Origin of the sequence: Kitasatospora sp. NPDC092286, assembly GCF_044755565.1 — a bacterium.
In the GTDB taxonomy this organism is placed as follows: domain Bacteria; phylum Actinomycetota; class Actinomycetes; order Streptomycetales; family Streptomycetaceae; genus Kitasatospora.
The window spans coordinates 1-15,693 of the sequence record NZ_JBIVRD010000041.1 but is presented as its reverse complement, the minus strand read 5'-3'; the positions used below and the strand labels follow the sequence as shown (position 1 = coordinate 15,693).

Genomic DNA, 15,693 nt, shown 5'->3' with positions numbered 1-15,693 from the left:
TCAATCACCCTCCGTGACCGCCGCGCGAGGCGGCGCGGCGGACGGCGGCCCGTCCTACGCCGACGGCAGCCAGCCCGTCTGCACCATCTGCCCGCTGCTGATCCGGCGCGACACGTACACCCCCCGGCCCGGCGGCAGCGGCTGCGGCTTGACCGTGCCGAGCAGCGCGCCCTCGTCCTTGTTGCCGGACAGGATCACGCCCTGGCCGCCCAGCTCCCGCATCCGCTGCATCACCGGCTCGTACAGCGAGCGTCCGGCGCCGCCCGCGCTGCGCGCGATGACCACCCGCAGGCCGATGTCGCGGGCGAACGGCAGGAACTCGGCCAGCGGCGCCAGCGGGTTGCCCGAGCCGGTCGCCACCAGCTCGTAGTCGTCCACGATCACGAACATGTCCTTGCCGCTGTACCAGCTGCGGTTGCGCAGCTGCTCGGCGGTCACGTCCGGGCCCGGCAGACGGCGTGCGCAGGCCCCGCGCAGCATCTCCACGATGCTGGTCATGGCCGGCTGCGCCGCCGCGTACTCCACCAGGTACTCCGGTGGCACCGCGCCGAGCAGCGCCCGCCGGTAGTCGCCGACCACGATGCCGGCCTGCTCCGGGGTGTACCGCTCGGTGATCTGCTTGACCAGCATCCGCAGCAGCGCGGACTTGCCGGACTCGGTGTCGCCGAAGACGATGAACAGCGGATCGGTCTCGAAGTTGACGAACGCCGGCGCCAGCTCCACCTCGTCCACGCCGAACGCGATCCCGCGCTCCGGGTGCTCGAAGCCCTTCGGCAGCGAGAAGCCGTCCAGCACCGTCGGCAGCATCCGGACCTGCGGCGCGCGCGGGCCGGTCCAGGCCGCGTTGACCGCGGCGACCAGGCCGGCCACCCCCTCCTGGAGGTCGTCCACGGTGTGCGAGCCGTCCAGCCGCGGCAGACCGGACAGGAAGTGCAGCTTGCCCGCGGTCACCCCGCGCCCCGGGACGGCCGGCACGTTCTGCGCCACCCGGCGGTCCACCTCGGACTCCATCGCGTCACCGAGCTTCAGCTCGGTCCGGTTCTGCAGCAGGTCCTTCAGGGCCGGGCGGACCTCGGCGTAGCGGGCCGCCGTGACGATCAGGTGGACGCCGTACCCGAGACCGCGCTGGGCGATGTCCCCGATCACCGGCTCCAGCATCTCGAACTCCTGCTTGAAGGTGTTCCAGCCGTCGATCACCAGGAAGACGTCGCCGAACCGCTCGTCCGGCAGCTGCCCGCCGGCCCGGCGGGCGCGGTAGGTCGCGATGCCGTCGATCCCGGTCGCGCGGAACAGCTCCTCGCGCCGGTTGAGCACCCCGTGCACCTCGCTGATCATCCGGCGGACCTTCTCGCCGTCCAGCCGCCCGGCCACCCCGCCGACGTGCGGCAGGTCCTGCAGCGTCTGGAAGCCGCCGCCGCCGAAGTCCAGCAGGTAGAACTGCGCCTCCAGCGGGGTGTGGGTGAGCGCGAACGCGGCCACCGTGGTCCGCACCACGGTCGACTTGCCCGAACGCGGACCACCCACGATCAGACCGTGGCCGGCCGCCCCCGCGTAGTCCTGGTGCAGCACCTCGCGCCGCTGGTCGCGCGGCTTGTCGACGATGCCGATCGGCACGTTCAGCCGGCCCAGCGCCCCGAACCCGGGCGAGGTCAGACCGCGCTCGGTGGTCGCCTGCAACGGCGGCAGCAGCTCGTCCACGCTCGGCGCCTCGTCCAGCGGCGGCAGCCACACCTGGTGGGCGGCCGGCCCCTGGCCCGCCATCCGCTGCACGAACACGTCCAGCACGGTGTCGACCAGCGCGTCGTCCTGCTCCTCGGTCTCCGGCTCCACCTCCCGCACCAGCGGCTCCGCCACCGGCACCTCGGCCGCGGTGAACCGCACCGGCTGCGCCGTCACCAGCCGGCCGCCGGTGGAGCGCTGCTGCCCCGGGGCGCGGTACGGCCCGGAGACGTACGCGGCCTTGAAGCGGTCCATCACATCGGTGCCGAACTTGAGGTAGCCCACCCCAGGCACCGGCGGCAGGTGGTACGCGTCCGGCACCCCGATCGCCGCCCGGGACTCCGCCGCCGAGAAGGTGCGCAGGCCGATCCGGTACGAGAGATAGGTGTCGAGGCCGCGCAGCTTGCCCTCCTCCAGCCGCTGCGAGGCGAGCAGCAGGTGCACACCCAGCGACCGGCCGATCCGGCCGATCTGGATGAACATGTCGATGAAGTCCGGCTTGGCGGTGAGCAGTTCGGAGAACTCGTCGATGATCAGGACCAGGGACGGCAGCGGGGCCAGCGCCGCGCCCGCCGCGCGGGCCCGCTCGTACTCGTTCAGGTTGGCGTAGTTGCCCGCCGAACGCAGCAGCTCCTGGCGGCGGTTCATCTCGCCCTCGATCGCGTCGCGCATGCGGTCGACCAGGGTGAGTTCGCCCTCCAAGTTGGTGATCACGGCCGAGGTGTGCGGCATGTCCGCCATGCCGGCGAAGGTCGCACCGCCCTTGAAGTCCGCGAGGACGAAGTTCAGCACCTCGGAGGAGTGCGACATCGCCAGGCCCAGCACCAGCGTCCGCAGCAGCTCCGACTTGCCGGAGCCGGTCGCGCCGACGCACAGGCCGTGCGGGCCCATGCCCTCCAGCGCGGCCTCCTTGATGTCCAGGTAGACGTGCTCGCCGCCGGCGCCGACCCCGATCGGTACCCGCAGCCGCTCGTGCTGCGCGCGCGGCCGCCAGCTGCGGGTCACGTCGAACGAGCCCGGGTCGCCAGAGTTCATCAGATCCGTGAAGTCCAGGTTGGACAGCAGCGGCTCGTCGTCGCCCCCGGCCGAGATCCGGTACGGCGCCAACTGCCGGGCCAGGGCCTCGGACTGCCAGGTCGAGAGGGTGTCCGGCCGGCCGGCGTACGTCGCACCCGAGACCGAGCGCAGCACCAGCTCCTCCGGCGTGACGGTGACGATCAGATGGCCGGTCGGCTCGTCCAGATCGCCCGGGACCACCTCGATGATGGTGACCCCGTGCACGCCCTCCGGGCCGGCCAGCAGCGAGTCGGGCGGTACCGAGGCGCCGTCCATCACGACGATGACGTGCGGCTGGTCCGGCGCCGGCGCGGCGTCGCGCACGAAGCGCTGACGGCCGGCCAGTTCGTCCTGGAGCAGGTCCTCCAGCTCACCGAGGCCGGTGGCGATCAGCCGCCGCGAGCCGGCCCCGTCGCCCTCCTTGCGGTGCTGGTTGTGCGGGAGCCACTTGGTCCACTCCCACTCCTCCACCGCGCCCGGCGCCGCGGCCACCGTCACCAGCAGGTCGTCCGGCGAGTGCAGGGTCGTCATCTGGGCGATCATCGCCCGGACGTTGCCGTACACGGTGTCCGGGTCGCCGCAGACCGTGATGTGGTAGAAGGCGCGCAGCGAGACCGCCAACGGCAGGTCCTGCAAGGTCCCGTGGGCCTTCAGGAAGGTGTGCATCGCGGCCGCGGAGAGCGGCTCCAGCTCGTCCATCGGCGCGGTCTGCGGCGCCACCAGCGGCGTGGACAGCTGCACCGGCCCCCGGCCGACCCTGATCTGCGCGAAGTCGGCGTCCCCGGTGCGGCGCTCCCACAGCCGGCGGCCGTCCGCGACGATCGACCAGAGCTGGTCCGGCTCCGGGTTCAGGAACAGCTGCGCGCCGCGCTGCCGTTCGGCGGTGCGGCGGACCTGGCGGCGCATCTGCTGCAGGTACTTGAGGTAGTCGCGCCGCTCGTCGGCGGTGGCCGTCGAACCGCCCTTGCGCGCCCGGACGATCTGCGCCAGCGCCATGCCGACCGTCGAGACGATCATCAGACCGCCCATGATCTTCATAGGGGCCTGCGCGCCGGGCGAGAAGAAGAACACCGCCGAACCGCCCATACCGAGCATCGGCAGAATGCTCATCACCCAGTCCTCGCCGCCCGCCCTGGGCAGTTCGGGCGGGCTGACCAGCTCCACCGGCTCGTCCGGCACCGCGGGCGGATAGGCCCGGGCGGGCCGCTTGACCGTGATCACGCTCATACGCACCCCACCGCACGGCCCAGAACGGTTCGCTCGTTCACTTCGGCATCAGCCCTCACGCAACTGGAAATACGTACGGGTGAGGGCGCCCCGTGTGACGCCGCCCCCGCTTCGCCGACCGCAGGCATCCGGGGAGGAGCGCGGCCCCTGTCCCCGTCGCCGTGCGCAGGGGCCGATCCTACTGGTCACCCCCGGGGCCCGTACCGGCCCTACCCCACCGGCCCTGAGCGGTACCGCGCACGAACGGAGCGGGTAGGGTAACGCCGCGCCAACTCGCGGCCGGAACGAGCCAGTTCCACCGGCCGGCGCCCGCGCAGCAGCCAGACCGACCGCCGCCCGAAGCCGCGGCACCGTCAACAAGGGGGAGCGCCCAGTGCGTCGAGCGATCGAGGGGTGCCCATGAGCACTTCCGCCACGACCGGATTCTGCCGGGTCACCGTCGTCGCCCCGAACAGCCGGATCGACGTCGCCCTGCCCGAGGACGTCCCGCTCGCGGACATCTACCCCGAGGTGCTGCGCCTCTCCGGCCAGACCCAGCCCGACGGCGTCCCGACCGGCTTCCACCTGGTCCGCCGCGACGGCACCGTGCTGGACAGTGGCCTGCCGCTCGCGGCCCAGCAGGTCCGCGACGGCGACCTGCTCAGCCTGCGCCCCTTCGCGGAGTCGCTGCCGCCGGCCGTCTACGACGACGTCGCCGACGCCATCGCCACCGCCGTCGAGGCCGACCGCCGCTTCTGGAGCCCCGAGCTGATGCGGGCCTTCGGCCTGATCGGCGCCGGTGTGCTGCTCGCCCTGCTCGGCTTCGCGCTCTGGTTCTCCGACCTGCGCCACGACATGCACGGCCTGCCCGGCGTCCTCTCCGGCGTCACCGCCGTGGTGCTCACCGCGCTCGCCGGCGTCCGCGCCCGGGTCTACCAGGACGCCTACGCCGCCCTCGCGCTCGGCCTCGGCGCCCTGCCGCACGCCATGATCGGCGGCAGCGGCGTCATCGCCGTCGCCCACCCGTGGGACGGCCCCGGCCGGCTCCAGTTCCTCACCGGCTGCGTCGCCGTCCTGGTGGTCGCCGTCCTGCTGGCCGGACTGCTGCCGGAGAAGGACGCGCTGTTCGTCGCCGCCGCCTTCCTGGCCGCCGCCGGTGCCCTGGCGACCTTCGCCGCCGTCCTGCTGCCCGGCACCCCGGCCGGCCACGTCGCCGCCGTCACCGGCGTGGCCGCCGTCGCCGTGATCGGCTTCCTGCCCGGTCTCTCCGCCCGCTTCGCCCGGCTGCCCGTCGGCTTCAGCGCCCCCGGCCAGACCCGCACCCGCAGCCGCGACTACGACGAGGAGGCCGGCCGCGCGGAGGCCGTCCAGTACGAGCGGATCGCCCACCAGGCCCGCCGCGGCCACGAGGTGCTGGTCGGCCTGGTCGGCGGCTGCGCCGCGGTGATCGTCGGCGCCTGCGCGGTGCTCGGCTTCACCGACGAGCTCTTCCCCCAGCTGCTGGCGCTGGCCCTCGGCCTCGCCACCATGCTGCGCGCCCGCCTGTTCCGCTACACCGCGCAGGTCTTCAGCCTCACCATCGCGGGCCTGCTCGGCCTGTCGCTGCTGATCATCGGGCTGTCGCTGCACACCCCGCTGTTCATCCTGAAGGCCGCCGGCTCCACCGACGTCGACCTGCGCACCATCTGGCTGGCCGCCTCGATCGCGGCCGGCGCCGCCCTGCTCACCGCCATCGCCCTGGTGGTGCCCCGGCTCGGCGTCTCACCCTTCTGGGGACGCATCCTGGACCTGGCCGACAGCCTCACCCTGATGGCCCTGGTGCCGCTCGCCCTGGCCGTCCTCGACATCTACCACCTGGTGCGCGGAGCGACCGGCTGACCGGCCGGGCGAACGGCACTGGTACGCTTGGCCTCCGAGCGCAGCCTTGTACCCGGCCCCAGGCCGGTGGCAGCAGGCGGCGCCCGCGTTACGACACCGAGTTCTTCAAGAGTCCTGTGCCGTAGACCAGGACCGCTCGGTATCACCTGTTAAGGAGTTGCAGTGGCTCTCGCCTCTGACGTCAAGAAGCAGATCATCGCCGAGTTCGGCCAGAAGGAGGGCGACACCGGCTCCCCCGAGGTTCAGGTGGCCATGCTCTCCCGCCGTATCTCGGACCTGACCGAGCACCTCAAGACCCACAAGCACGACCACCACTCGCGCCGCGGCCTGCTGATCCTGGTCGGCCAGCGTCGCCGCCTGCTGCAGTACCTGGCCAAGAAGGACATCGAGCGCTTCCGTACGCTCGTCGACCGCCTGGGCATCCGCCGCGGTGCCGCCGGTGGCGCCCGCTAAGACCGCCGCTCGGGGCGGCTCCCCACACCGGGGAGCCGCCCTTCGCGCGTATGCCGCGGGCCACGGCCCGTGGTCGGAGATAACAACTCGCGCCGACCTCCCCAGGTGGCCGAGGATTGCACCGTAGGGTTGTGGGCATGCCGGGTGATGGCGCCGACGAGCGCCACCCGAGCAGAGACCCGACCCCCCGCGGGCCGAAGGCTTCAAACGGAAGCCGCCCGCATCCGAGAGAGCGTCCAGACGCGGACCGCCCGTCCAGGCCTGGCAGCCGAGAGGCGCCGGTCCTCGGTAGTGGCCGCCGGAAGCCCCGCAGACCGAGCGGGGCCCACCGGAGGCTTCGATCGAAGACCGGCCCGGACTGTCCAGGGCCACCAGCGGGCCATGCGCGGGGACGCTCTCCCGGAGACGTACGAAAGAGGAGATCTTCCAGGTGGAAGAGAACGTGTTCTATGCCGAGGCCGTGATCGACAACGGTTCCTTCGGCACCCGTACCATCCGCTTCGAGACCGGCCGCCTGGCCCGTCAGGCCGCCGGCTCGGCCGTGGCCTACCTCGACGACGACACCATGGTGCTGTCGGCCACCAGCGCGTCGAAGCAGCCGAAGGAGCACTTCGACTTCTTCCCGCTGACCGTGGACGTCGAGGAGCGGATGTACGCCGCGGGCCGGATCCCCGGCTCGTTCTTCCGTCGTGAGGGCCGGCCCTCCGAGGACGCCATCCTCACCTGCCGCCTGATCGACCGCCCGCTGCGCCCGTCCTTCGTCAAGGGCCTGCGCAACGAGGTCCAGGTCGTCTGCACGATCATGGCGCTCAACCCGGACCACCTGTACGACGTGGTGGCCATCAACGCCGCCTCCGCCTCCACCCAGCTGGCGGGCCTGCCGTTCTCCGGCCCGATCGGTGGCGTCCGCGTCGCGCTGATCAAGGGCCAGTGGGTGGCCTTCCCGACCCACAGCGAGCTGGAGTCGGCCGTCTTCGACATGGTCGTCGCCGGTCGCGTCCTGCCGGACGGCGATGTCGCGATCATGATGGTCGAGGCCGAGGCCACCGACAAGACCATCAAGCTGGTCGAGGGCGGCGCCGAGGCGCCCACCGAGGACGTCGTCGCCGCCGGTCTGGACGCCGCCAAGCCGTTCATCAAGGTGCTCTGCGCCGCGCAGGCCCAGCTGGCCGCCCAGGCCGCCAAGCCGACCGGCGAGTTCCCGGTCTTCCTGGACTACCAGGACGACGTGCTCGCCGCGCTGACCTCCGCCGTGAAGGACGAGCTGGCCCAGGCCCTCACCATCCCGGGCAAGCAGGAGCGCAACAACGAGCTGGACCGCGTCAAGGCGCTGGCCGCCGAGAAGCTGCTGCCGGAGTTCGAGGGCCGCGAGAAGGAGATCAGCGCCGCCTACAACGCGCTGACCAAGAAGATCGTCCGCGAGCGCGTCATCAAGGACAAGATCCGCATCGACGGCCGCGGTGTCACCGACATCCGCACCCTGGCCGCCGAGGTCGAGGCCATCCCGCGCGTTCACGGCTCGGCCCTGTTCGAGCGCGGCGAGACCCAGATCCTGGGTGTCACCACGCTGAACATGCTGCGCATGGAGCAGCAGTTGGACACGCTCTCCCCGGAGACGCGCCGCCGCTACATGCACAACTACAACTTCCCGCCGTACTCGGTCGGCGAGACCGGCCGCGTGGGCTCGCCCAAGCGCCGCGAGATCGGCCACGGCGCGCTGGCGGAGCGGGCGATCCTGCCCGTGCTGCCGACCCGCGAGGAGTTCCCCTACGCGATCCGCCAGGTCTCCGAGGCGCTGAGCTCCAACGGCTCCACCTCGATGGGCTCGGTCTGCGCCTCGACCATGTCGCTGCTGAACGCCGGTGTGCCGCTGAAGGCCGCCGTCGCCGGTATCGCCATGGGCCTGATCTCGCAGGAGATCGACGGTGAGACCCACTACGTCGCGCTGACCGACATCCTGGGCGCCGAGGACGCGTACGGCGACATGGACTTCAAGGTCGCCGGTACCCGCAACTTCATCACCGCCCTGCAGCTGGACACCAAGCTCAACGGCATCCCGGCGTCGGTGCTGGCCGCCGCGCTGAAGCAGGCCAAGGACGCGCGTCTGCACATCCTCGACGTGATGAACGAGGCCATCGACGCGCCCGACGAGATGTCGCCGAACGCGCCGCGCATCATCACCATCAAGATCCCGGTGGACAAGATCGGTGAGGTCATCGGCCCCAAGGGCAAGATGATCAACCAGATCCAGGAGGACACCGGCGCGGACATCACCATCGAGGACGACGGCACCATCTACATCGGTGCGGTCGACGGTCCCTCGGCGGAGGCTGCCCGTACGACGATCAACCAGATCGCCAACCCGACCATGCCGGAGGTCGGCGAGCGCTACCTGGGCACCGTGGTCAAGACCACGACGTTCGGCGCGTTCGTCTCGCTCATGCCGGGCAAGGACGGCCTGCTGCACATCTCGCAGATCCGCAAGCTCGCCGGTGGCAAGCGCGTGGAGAACGTCGAGGACGTGCTCGGCGTCGGCGCCAAGGTCCAGGTCGAGATCGCCGAGATCGACCCGCGCGGCAAGCTCTCCCTGATCCCGGTGGTCGAGGGCGAAGAGGACGGCGAGGCCGCTTCCGAGTGAAGCGCCGCTAGTTGACCCCGCGGCCCGCACGCCACGTCGGCGTGCGGGCCGCACCCTGTTGTTGCACATGCTTTCTACGGAGGTACACCCCGTGGCTCAGGCCTCGGCGGCGAAGCAGCGCCCCGGCACCACCCGGACCCTGCTCAAGGGCGTGGACGGCGCCGGCACGGTGCGCCGCACCGTCCTCCCCGGCGGCCTGCGGGTCGTCACCGAAACCCTGCCGACGGTGCGCTCCGCGACCTTCGGCATCTGGGTCGGCGTCGGTTCGCGGGACGAGACCCCGCAGCTCAACGGCGCCACCCACTACCTGGAGCACCTGCTCTTCAAGGGCACCGAGCGGCGCAGCGCGCTGGACATCTCGGCGGCCCTGGACGCGGTCGGCGGCGAGATGAACGCCTTCACCGCGAAGGAGAACACCTGCTACTACGCCCGGGTCCTGGACACCGACCTGCCGCTGGCCATCGACGTGGTCTGCGACATGCTCACCGGTTCGCTGATCCGCCCGGAGGACGTGGAGGCCGAGCGCGGCGTCATCCTCGAGGAGATGGCGATGGCCGAGGACGACCCGGGCGACGTGGTGCACGACCTCTTCGCCAAGGTGATCTTCGGCGACGGCCCGCTGGGCCGCCCGATCCTCGGCACCCAGGAGACCGTCCGGGGGCTGACCCGCGACCAGATCGCCGGCTTCTTCCAGCGCCGCTACCGGCCCGAGCAGCTGGTGGTCTCCGCGGCCGGCAACCTGGACCACCGCAAGGTGGTCCGGCAGGTCGAGCGGGCCTTCGCGCCGATGCTGGCCCGCTCCACGGCCGCGCCCGCCGAGGCCCGGCGCGGGGTCAAGGCGCTGCGGACGGCCGGCCGGATCGAGGTGCTCAACCGCAGCACCGAGCAGGCCCATCTGGTGCTGGGCGTGCCCGGGGTGCCCCGGCACGACGAGCGCCGCTGGGCGATGGGCGTGCTCAACGCGGCCCTCGGCGGCGGGATGAGCTCGCGGCTGTTCCAGGAGGTCCGGGAGAAGCGCGGCCTGGCGTACTCGGTGTACTCGTACTCCTCGTCGTACGCGGACAGCGGCCTGTTCGGCATCTACGCGGGCTGCCAGCCCAAGCGGGTCGAGGAGGTGCTGCGGATCTGCCGCGAGGAGCTCGCCAAGGTGGTCGCCGAGGGCATCACCGAGGAGGAGCTGCAGCGGGCGATCGGGCAGATCTCCGGTTCCACCGTGCTCGGCATGGAGGACACCGGCTCGCTGATGAACCGGATCGGCAAGGCCGAGCTGAGCTACGGCCACCATCTGTCGGTGGACGACATACTGGCGAAGATCGCGGCCGTGACCCTGGACGACGTCCACGCGGTGGCCCGTGATGTGCTGGGCGCGTACCGGCCGTCGCTGGCGCTGATCGGCCCGGTCAGCGACAAGCGGGCCGCCCGGCTCGCCGACCTGCTGGTCTGACCGGCGCCGCCGGTCGTGTTGCTCTTGCTGGTCCCACTGGTCTGAAGGGAAGTTCGTCATGACGCTGCGTGTCGCCGTGATCGGTGCCAGGGGCCGGATCGGCTCGGAGGCCGTCAAGGCCGTCGAGGCCGCCCCGGACATGGAACTGGTCGCCACCCTCGGCCGGGAGTCGAAGCTCTCCGAGCTCACCGACGCCGGTGCGCAGGCCGTGGTCGAGCTGACCCACCCCGACTCGGTGATGGGCAATCTCGACTACTGCCTGCACCACGGCATCCACGTGGTCACCGGCACCACCGGCTGGACGGACGAGCGGCTGGCCACCGTCCGCGGCTGGCTGGACGAGGCACCGGAGCTGGGCCTGCTGATCGCACCGAACTTCTCCATCGGCGCGGTGCTCGGCATGAAGTTCGCCCAGACGGCCGCCAAGTACTTCGAGTCGGTCGAGGTGGTCGAGCTGCACCACGACCGCAAGGCCGACGCGCCCAGCGGCACCGCCACCCGCACCGCCCAGCTGATCGCGGCCGCCCGGGCCGAGGCGGGCCGGCCGCGCCAGCAGGACCCGACCACCCACAGCCTGCCGGGCGCCCGCGGCGCCGACGTGGACGGGGTGCCGGTGCACGCCGTCCGGCTGCGCGGGCTGCTCGCCCACCAGCAGGTGATGTTCGGCGACACCGGCGAGACCCTCACCATCCGGCACGACTCGCTGCACCACAGCAGCTTCATGCCGGGCATCCTGCTCGGGGTGCGCAAGGTGGTGGAGACGCCGGGGCTCACCCTCGGCCTCGAACACTTCCTGGACCTGTGACCGTGATCACCGCTTGGAGCGCCGCATGACCTCGCGTACCGGCTTCTTCGTGCTCGCCGCCGTGCTGCTGCTGGTCGCCCTGATCTGCGTCGGCGAGGGTCTGCAGCTGATCGCCACCGGCAAGCCGCTCGGCATCGGCATCGGGCTCTGCGCCTTCGTCATCCCGCTGATCGGCGTCTGGTTCCTGCGGCAGACCGTCCGCTTCGGCCGGGCCAGTGAGCGGCTCGCCCGGGAGCTGGAGGCCGAGGGCGGCCTGCCGGTGGACGAGCTGCGGCGCACGGCCGGGGGACGGATCGACCGGGCCTCGGCCGACGAGGTGTTCACCCGCCGCCAGGCGGAGGCGGAGGCGGCGCCCGGCGACTGGCGGGTCTGGTTCCGCCTCGCCGTGGCGTACGCCGACGCCGGCGACACCCCGCGCGCCCGCAAGACGATGGCGCACGCCATCCGGCTTCACGGCGCGGCCGGTGCGCCGATCCCCGCGGGCTAGGCTGTCGGCCGGCACGTACCCGAACTCTGGAGGATTCTCGCGTGAGCGACGAAGTGGGCACCGCCCCGCAGTTCCGCAGCGACGTCACGGTGGAACTGGTCCGCAGCGCCGCCGCCGACTCGGACGTCATCTGGGCGGCGCGGGTCTCGACGGCGGGGGAGCAGTCCCTGGAGGCGCTGCAGCAGGACCCGGAGAAGTCCACGGGTCTGATCAACTACCTGATGCGGGACCGGCACGGCACGCCGTTCGAGCACAACTCGATGACCTTCTTCATCAGCGCGCCGATCTTCGTCTTCCGGGAGTTCCACCGCCACCGCAGTGGCTGGTCGTACAACGAGGAGTCCGGCCGCTACCGCGAGCTGCAGCCGGTCTTCTACGTGCCGGGCGAGGAACGCAGGCTGGTCCAGCAGGGCCGGCCGGGCCGCTACGAGTTCGTCGAGGGCACCCCGGAGCAGCACCGGACCGTCACCGGGGCGATGGAGGCGGCGTACCGCGAGGCGTACAGCCGCTACCAGGAGATGCTGGCGGCCGGCGTCGCCCGCGAGGTGGCCCGGGCGGTGCTGCCGGTCGGTCTGTTCTCGTCGATGTACGCGACCTGCAACGCCCGCTCGCTGATGCACTTCCTGTCGCTGCGGACGAAGAAGGAGAACGCCAGCGTGCCGTCCTTCCCGCAGCGCGAGATCGAGATGGTCGCCGAGCGGATGGAGGAGCAGTGGGCACGGCTCATGCCGCTCACCCATGCGGCCTTTGAGAAGCACGGCCGAGTCGCCCCCTGAGCTGGGACGACAGGCATATGGACGGCTTGTACAGAATGTCTGGATTGCGGCTTTTCTAGCCGCTCCCTACGCTCGTGACACGGATTCCGGTGCTGCTTGAACCCCCGAGCATGCAGCACCGGGATCCCATTCTCCCGCCGCCCTGAGTGCTACACCTGTCCGAACCCTGGACCGGCATGGGTACCGCCCCACCGCCTACGAGTAGCTTTGGACGCATGGCTCCGACCTCCACCCCCCAGACGCCTTTCGGCCGGGTCCTGACCGCGATGGTGACTCCGTTCACCGCCGACGGCGGTCTCGACCTCGACGGCGCCCAGCGCCTCGCCGCGCACCTCGTCGACTCCGGCAACGACGGACTCGTCGTCAACGGCACCACCGGTGAGTCCCCGACCACCAGCGACGCCGAGAAGGCCCAGCTCGTCCGCGCCGTGGTGGAGGCCGTGGGGGACCGGGCCCACGTGGTGGCCGGTGTCGGCACCAACGACACCCACCACAGCGCGGAGCTGGCCCGCCAGGCCGAGGCCGCCGGAGCGCACGGCCTGCTGGTCGTCACGCCGTACTACAGCAAGCCCCCGCAGGAGGGTCTGTACCGGCACACCACGCACATCGCCGACGCCACCGGCCTGCCGGTCATGCTCTACGACATCCCCGGTCGCAGCGGCGTCGCGCTCGGCCACGAGACGCTGGTCCGGCTCGGTGAGCACCCGCGGATCGTCGCCAACAAGGACGCCAAGGGCGACCTCGGCGCCGCTGCCTGGGCCATCGCCCGTTCCGACCTTGCCTGGTACTCCGGGGACGACGTCCTCAACCTGCCGCTGCTGTCCGTCGGAGCCGTCGGTGTGGTCAGCGTGGTCGGGCATGTCGTCGCCGGCGAGCTGCGCAGCATGATCGAGGCCTTCCTGGGCGGCGATGTGGCCAAGGCCACGGCGATCCACCAGGGCCTGCTCCCGGTCTTCAGCGGTATGTTCCGCACGCAGGGTGTCATCCTCACCAAGGCCGCGCTGGAGCTCCAGGGCCTGCCGGCCGGGCCGCTGCGGCTGCCGCTGGTGGGGGCGACCGCCGAGGAGATCGTGCGATTGAAGAAGGATCTCGCCGCCGGCGGGGTACACCTGTAACAGACACAGACGTGCGCGCCCCGGCTCGCCGGACCTCTCGGGGTCTGCCGCTGAACCGGACGAAGGCGTGAGAGCACCGACCCAGTAGGAAACCGACACTGAGTACACACGCCATATGTCTCCAGGGGGAGGACCCCGGGCATATGGCGTGCGTTGTGAGGAGAGTCTTTTGAGCCACCCGCACCCCGAACTCGGCGCGCCCCCCGCACTCAAGGAGGGCGCCCTCCGCATCACTCCGCTCGGCGGCCTCGGCGAGATCGGCCGCAACATGACGGTCTTCGAATACGGGGACCGCATTCTCATCGTCGACTGCGGTGTCCTCTTCCCCGAGGACGAGCAGCCCGGCGTCGACCTGATCCTGCCGGACTTCAGCTACATCCGGGACCGTCTCGACAAGATCGACGGCATCGTCCTGACCCACGGGCACGAGGACCACATCGGTGCCGTCCCGTTCCTGCTCCGGGAGAACCCGGACATCCCGCTGATCGGTTCGAAGCTGACCCTCGCCCTGATCGAGGCCAAGCTCACCGAGCACCGCATCCGGCCGTACGTGCTGGAGGTGAAGGAGGGCCAGCGCGAGCGCATCGGCCCGTTCGACTGCGAGTTCATCGCGGTCAACCACTCCATCCCGGACGCGCTGGCCGTCGCCGTGCGGACGCCGGCCGGCATGGTCGTCGCCACCGGTGACTTCAAGATGGACCAACTGCCGCTCGACGGCCGCCTCACCGACCTGCCGACCTTCGCCAAGCTGGCCGAGGAGGGCATGGACCTGCTGCTGGTGGACTCCACCAACGCCGAGGTCCCCGGCTTCATCCCGCACGAGCGCGACATCTCGGTCGCGCTGCGAAACGTTTTCGCGAACGCGGACAAGCGCATCATCGTCGCCTCCTTCGCCAGCCACGTGCACCGCATCCAGCAGGTGCTGGACGCCGCGCACGAGTACAAGCGCAAGGTGGCCTTCGTCGGCCGCTCGATGGTCCGCAACATGGGCATCGCGCGGGAGCTCGGTTACCTGAAGGTGCCGGGCAACCTGATCGTCGACGTGAAGACCCTGGACGACCTGCCGGACAAGGAGGTCGTGCTGGTGTGCACCGGCTCGCAGGGCGAGCCGATGGCCGCGCTGTCCCGGATGGCCAACCGCGACCACCAGATCCGCATCGTCGAGGGCGACACCGTCGTCCTGGCCTCGTCGCTGATCCCGGGCAACGAGAACGCCGTGTACCGGGTGATCAACGGCCTGACCCGCTGGGGCGCCAAGGTCGTGCACAAGGGCAACGCCAAGGTGCACGTCTCGGGCCACGCCTCGGCCGGCGAGCTGCTGTACTTCTTCAACATCTGCAAGCCGCGGAACCTGATGCCGGTCCACGGCGAATGGCGCCACCTGCGGGCCGCGGCCGACCTCGGCATGGCGACCGGTGTGCCGCGCAACCGCACGGTCATCGCCGAGGACGGTGTCTGCGTCGACCTGGAGGGCGGCGTCGCCCGGATCGTCGGCAAGGTGCAGGCCGGCTACGTCTACGTGGACGGTTCCTCGGTCGGTGACATCACCGAGGCCTCGCTCAAGGACCGCAGGATCCTCGGAGAGGAGGGCTTCATCTCCGTCTTCGTGGTGGTCGACTCCGCCAACGGCAAGATGGTGAGCGGCCCGACCATCCAGGCCCGCGGCTCCGGTATCGACGACAACGCGTTCGGCCCGGTCGTCGCCAAGCTCCAGGAGGCCCTGGAGCGTTCGGCCGGCGACGGCGTCCTGGAGGTCCGCCAGGTCCAGCAGCTGGTCCGCCGGACCATCGGCAAGTGGGTGGCGGACAACTACCGCCGCCGGCCGATGATCCTGCCGGTCGTGGTCGAGGTCTGACCCCTCCACTGCCCGGTTTGACGTGGGGCGGCCCGGTGCGTAACGTTCTCCGGGTTGCCCCACGGGACGGCCGGAAGCTTTCGAATGGAATTCGGGAGCGGAAAGCGGACCGAGAAACTCTGATAGAGTTCGGGAGCGCCGAAAGGCGAAAGCCAATCAGATAAACGAAACTCCGGAAAACGGAGCGGAAAACATCTGATAAGCTGAGAACACGAAAGAACGAAGCGCCCGGAGGGCCCGCTGGAAGGCGGCCTGAAGGAA

Annotated in this window: 10 protein-coding genes; 9 read left to right on the top strand and 1 reads right to left on the bottom strand. The window is 71.0% G+C overall.

From position 1 onward, the window contains the following. Nucleotides 1–54 precede the first annotated feature (54 nt). A complete protein-coding gene (gene eccCa, locus ACIQIB_RS31530) occupies nucleotides 55–4,002 on the bottom strand; it encodes a type VII secretion protein EccCa (protein ID WP_400762164.1) in 3,948 nt (1,315 codons plus the stop codon). A 399-nt stretch (nucleotides 4,003–4,401) separates the two neighbouring features. Here eccCa and eccD point away from each other — a divergent pair, with 399 nt between their 5' ends. From eccD to ACIQIB_RS31485, 9 genes are all read left to right on the top strand, one after another. Next, a complete protein-coding gene (eccD, locus tag ACIQIB_RS31525; protein ID WP_400762162.1) occupies nucleotides 4,402–5,859 on the top strand; it encodes a type VII secretion integral membrane protein EccD in 1,458 nt (485 codons plus the stop codon). 162 nt (nucleotides 5,860–6,021) lie between these two features. Further along, nucleotides 6,022–6,312, top strand: coding sequence for a 30S ribosomal protein S15 (gene rpsO, locus ACIQIB_RS31520; protein WP_196952393.1), 291 nt, complete (start codon nucleotides 6,022–6,024; stop codon nucleotides 6,310–6,312). 430 nt (nucleotides 6,313–6,742) lie between these two features. Beyond that, nucleotides 6,743–8,950, top strand: coding sequence for a polyribonucleotide nucleotidyltransferase (locus tag ACIQIB_RS31515; protein WP_363611222.1), 2,208 nt, complete (start codon nucleotides 6,743–6,745; stop codon nucleotides 8,948–8,950). A 67-nt stretch (nucleotides 8,951–9,017) separates the two neighbouring features. Then, nucleotides 9,018–10,394: a M16 family metallopeptidase gene (locus ACIQIB_RS31510; protein WP_400659120.1), complete on the top strand. Its 1,377-nt coding sequence runs from the start codon at nucleotides 9,018–9,020 to the stop codon at nucleotides 10,392–10,394. Between the two features lie 58 nt (nucleotides 10,395–10,452). Then, a complete protein-coding gene (dapB, locus tag ACIQIB_RS31505) occupies nucleotides 10,453–11,199 on the top strand; it encodes a 4-hydroxy-tetrahydrodipicolinate reductase (RefSeq protein ID WP_363611226.1) in 747 nt (248 codons plus the stop codon). 25 nt (nucleotides 11,200–11,224) lie between these two features. Then, nucleotides 11,225–11,686, top strand: coding sequence for a hypothetical protein (locus tag ACIQIB_RS31500; protein ID WP_400762160.1), 462 nt, complete (start codon nucleotides 11,225–11,227; stop codon nucleotides 11,684–11,686). A gap of 41 nt (nucleotides 11,687–11,727) precedes the next feature. Next, the gene (thyX, locus tag ACIQIB_RS31495) at nucleotides 11,728–12,462 is read left to right on the top strand and encodes an FAD-dependent thymidylate synthase (RefSeq protein ID WP_363611230.1); all 735 of its coding nucleotides are present in this window, start codon (nucleotides 11,728–11,730) and stop codon (nucleotides 12,460–12,462) included. A 215-nt stretch (nucleotides 12,463–12,677) separates the two neighbouring features. Continuing rightward, a complete protein-coding gene (dapA, locus tag ACIQIB_RS31490) occupies nucleotides 12,678–13,577 on the top strand; it encodes a 4-hydroxy-tetrahydrodipicolinate synthase (protein WP_363611232.1) in 900 nt (299 codons plus the stop codon). Between the two features lie 169 nt (nucleotides 13,578–13,746). After that, entirely contained in the window at nucleotides 13,747–15,432 is a 1,686-nt protein-coding gene (locus ACIQIB_RS31485; RefSeq protein WP_363611234.1) for a ribonuclease J, read from the top strand. Nucleotides 15,433–15,693 lie beyond the last annotated feature (261 nt).

Excerpts from the sequence above, each read along its gene's own strand:
- eccCa (WP_400762164.1), bottom strand. The coding sequence starts at position 4,002 with ATGAGCGTGATCACGGTCAAGCGGCCCGCCCGGGCCTATCCGCCCGCG.
- ACIQIB_RS31510 (WP_400659120.1), top strand. The coding sequence starts at position 9,018 with ATGCTTTCTACGGAGGTACACCCCGTGGCTCAGGCCTCGGCGGCGAAG.
- dapA (WP_363611232.1), top strand. The coding sequence starts at position 12,678 with ATGGCTCCGACCTCCACCCCCCAGACGCCTTTCGGCCGGGTCCTGACC.
- ACIQIB_RS31500 (WP_400762160.1), top strand. The coding sequence starts at position 11,225 with ATGACCTCGCGTACCGGCTTCTTCGTGCTCGCCGCCGTGCTGCTGCTG.
- eccD (WP_400762162.1), top strand. The coding sequence starts at position 4,402 with ATGAGCACTTCCGCCACGACCGGATTCTGCCGGGTCACCGTCGTCGCC.
- dapB (WP_363611226.1), top strand. The coding sequence starts at position 10,453 with ATGACGCTGCGTGTCGCCGTGATCGGTGCCAGGGGCCGGATCGGCTCG.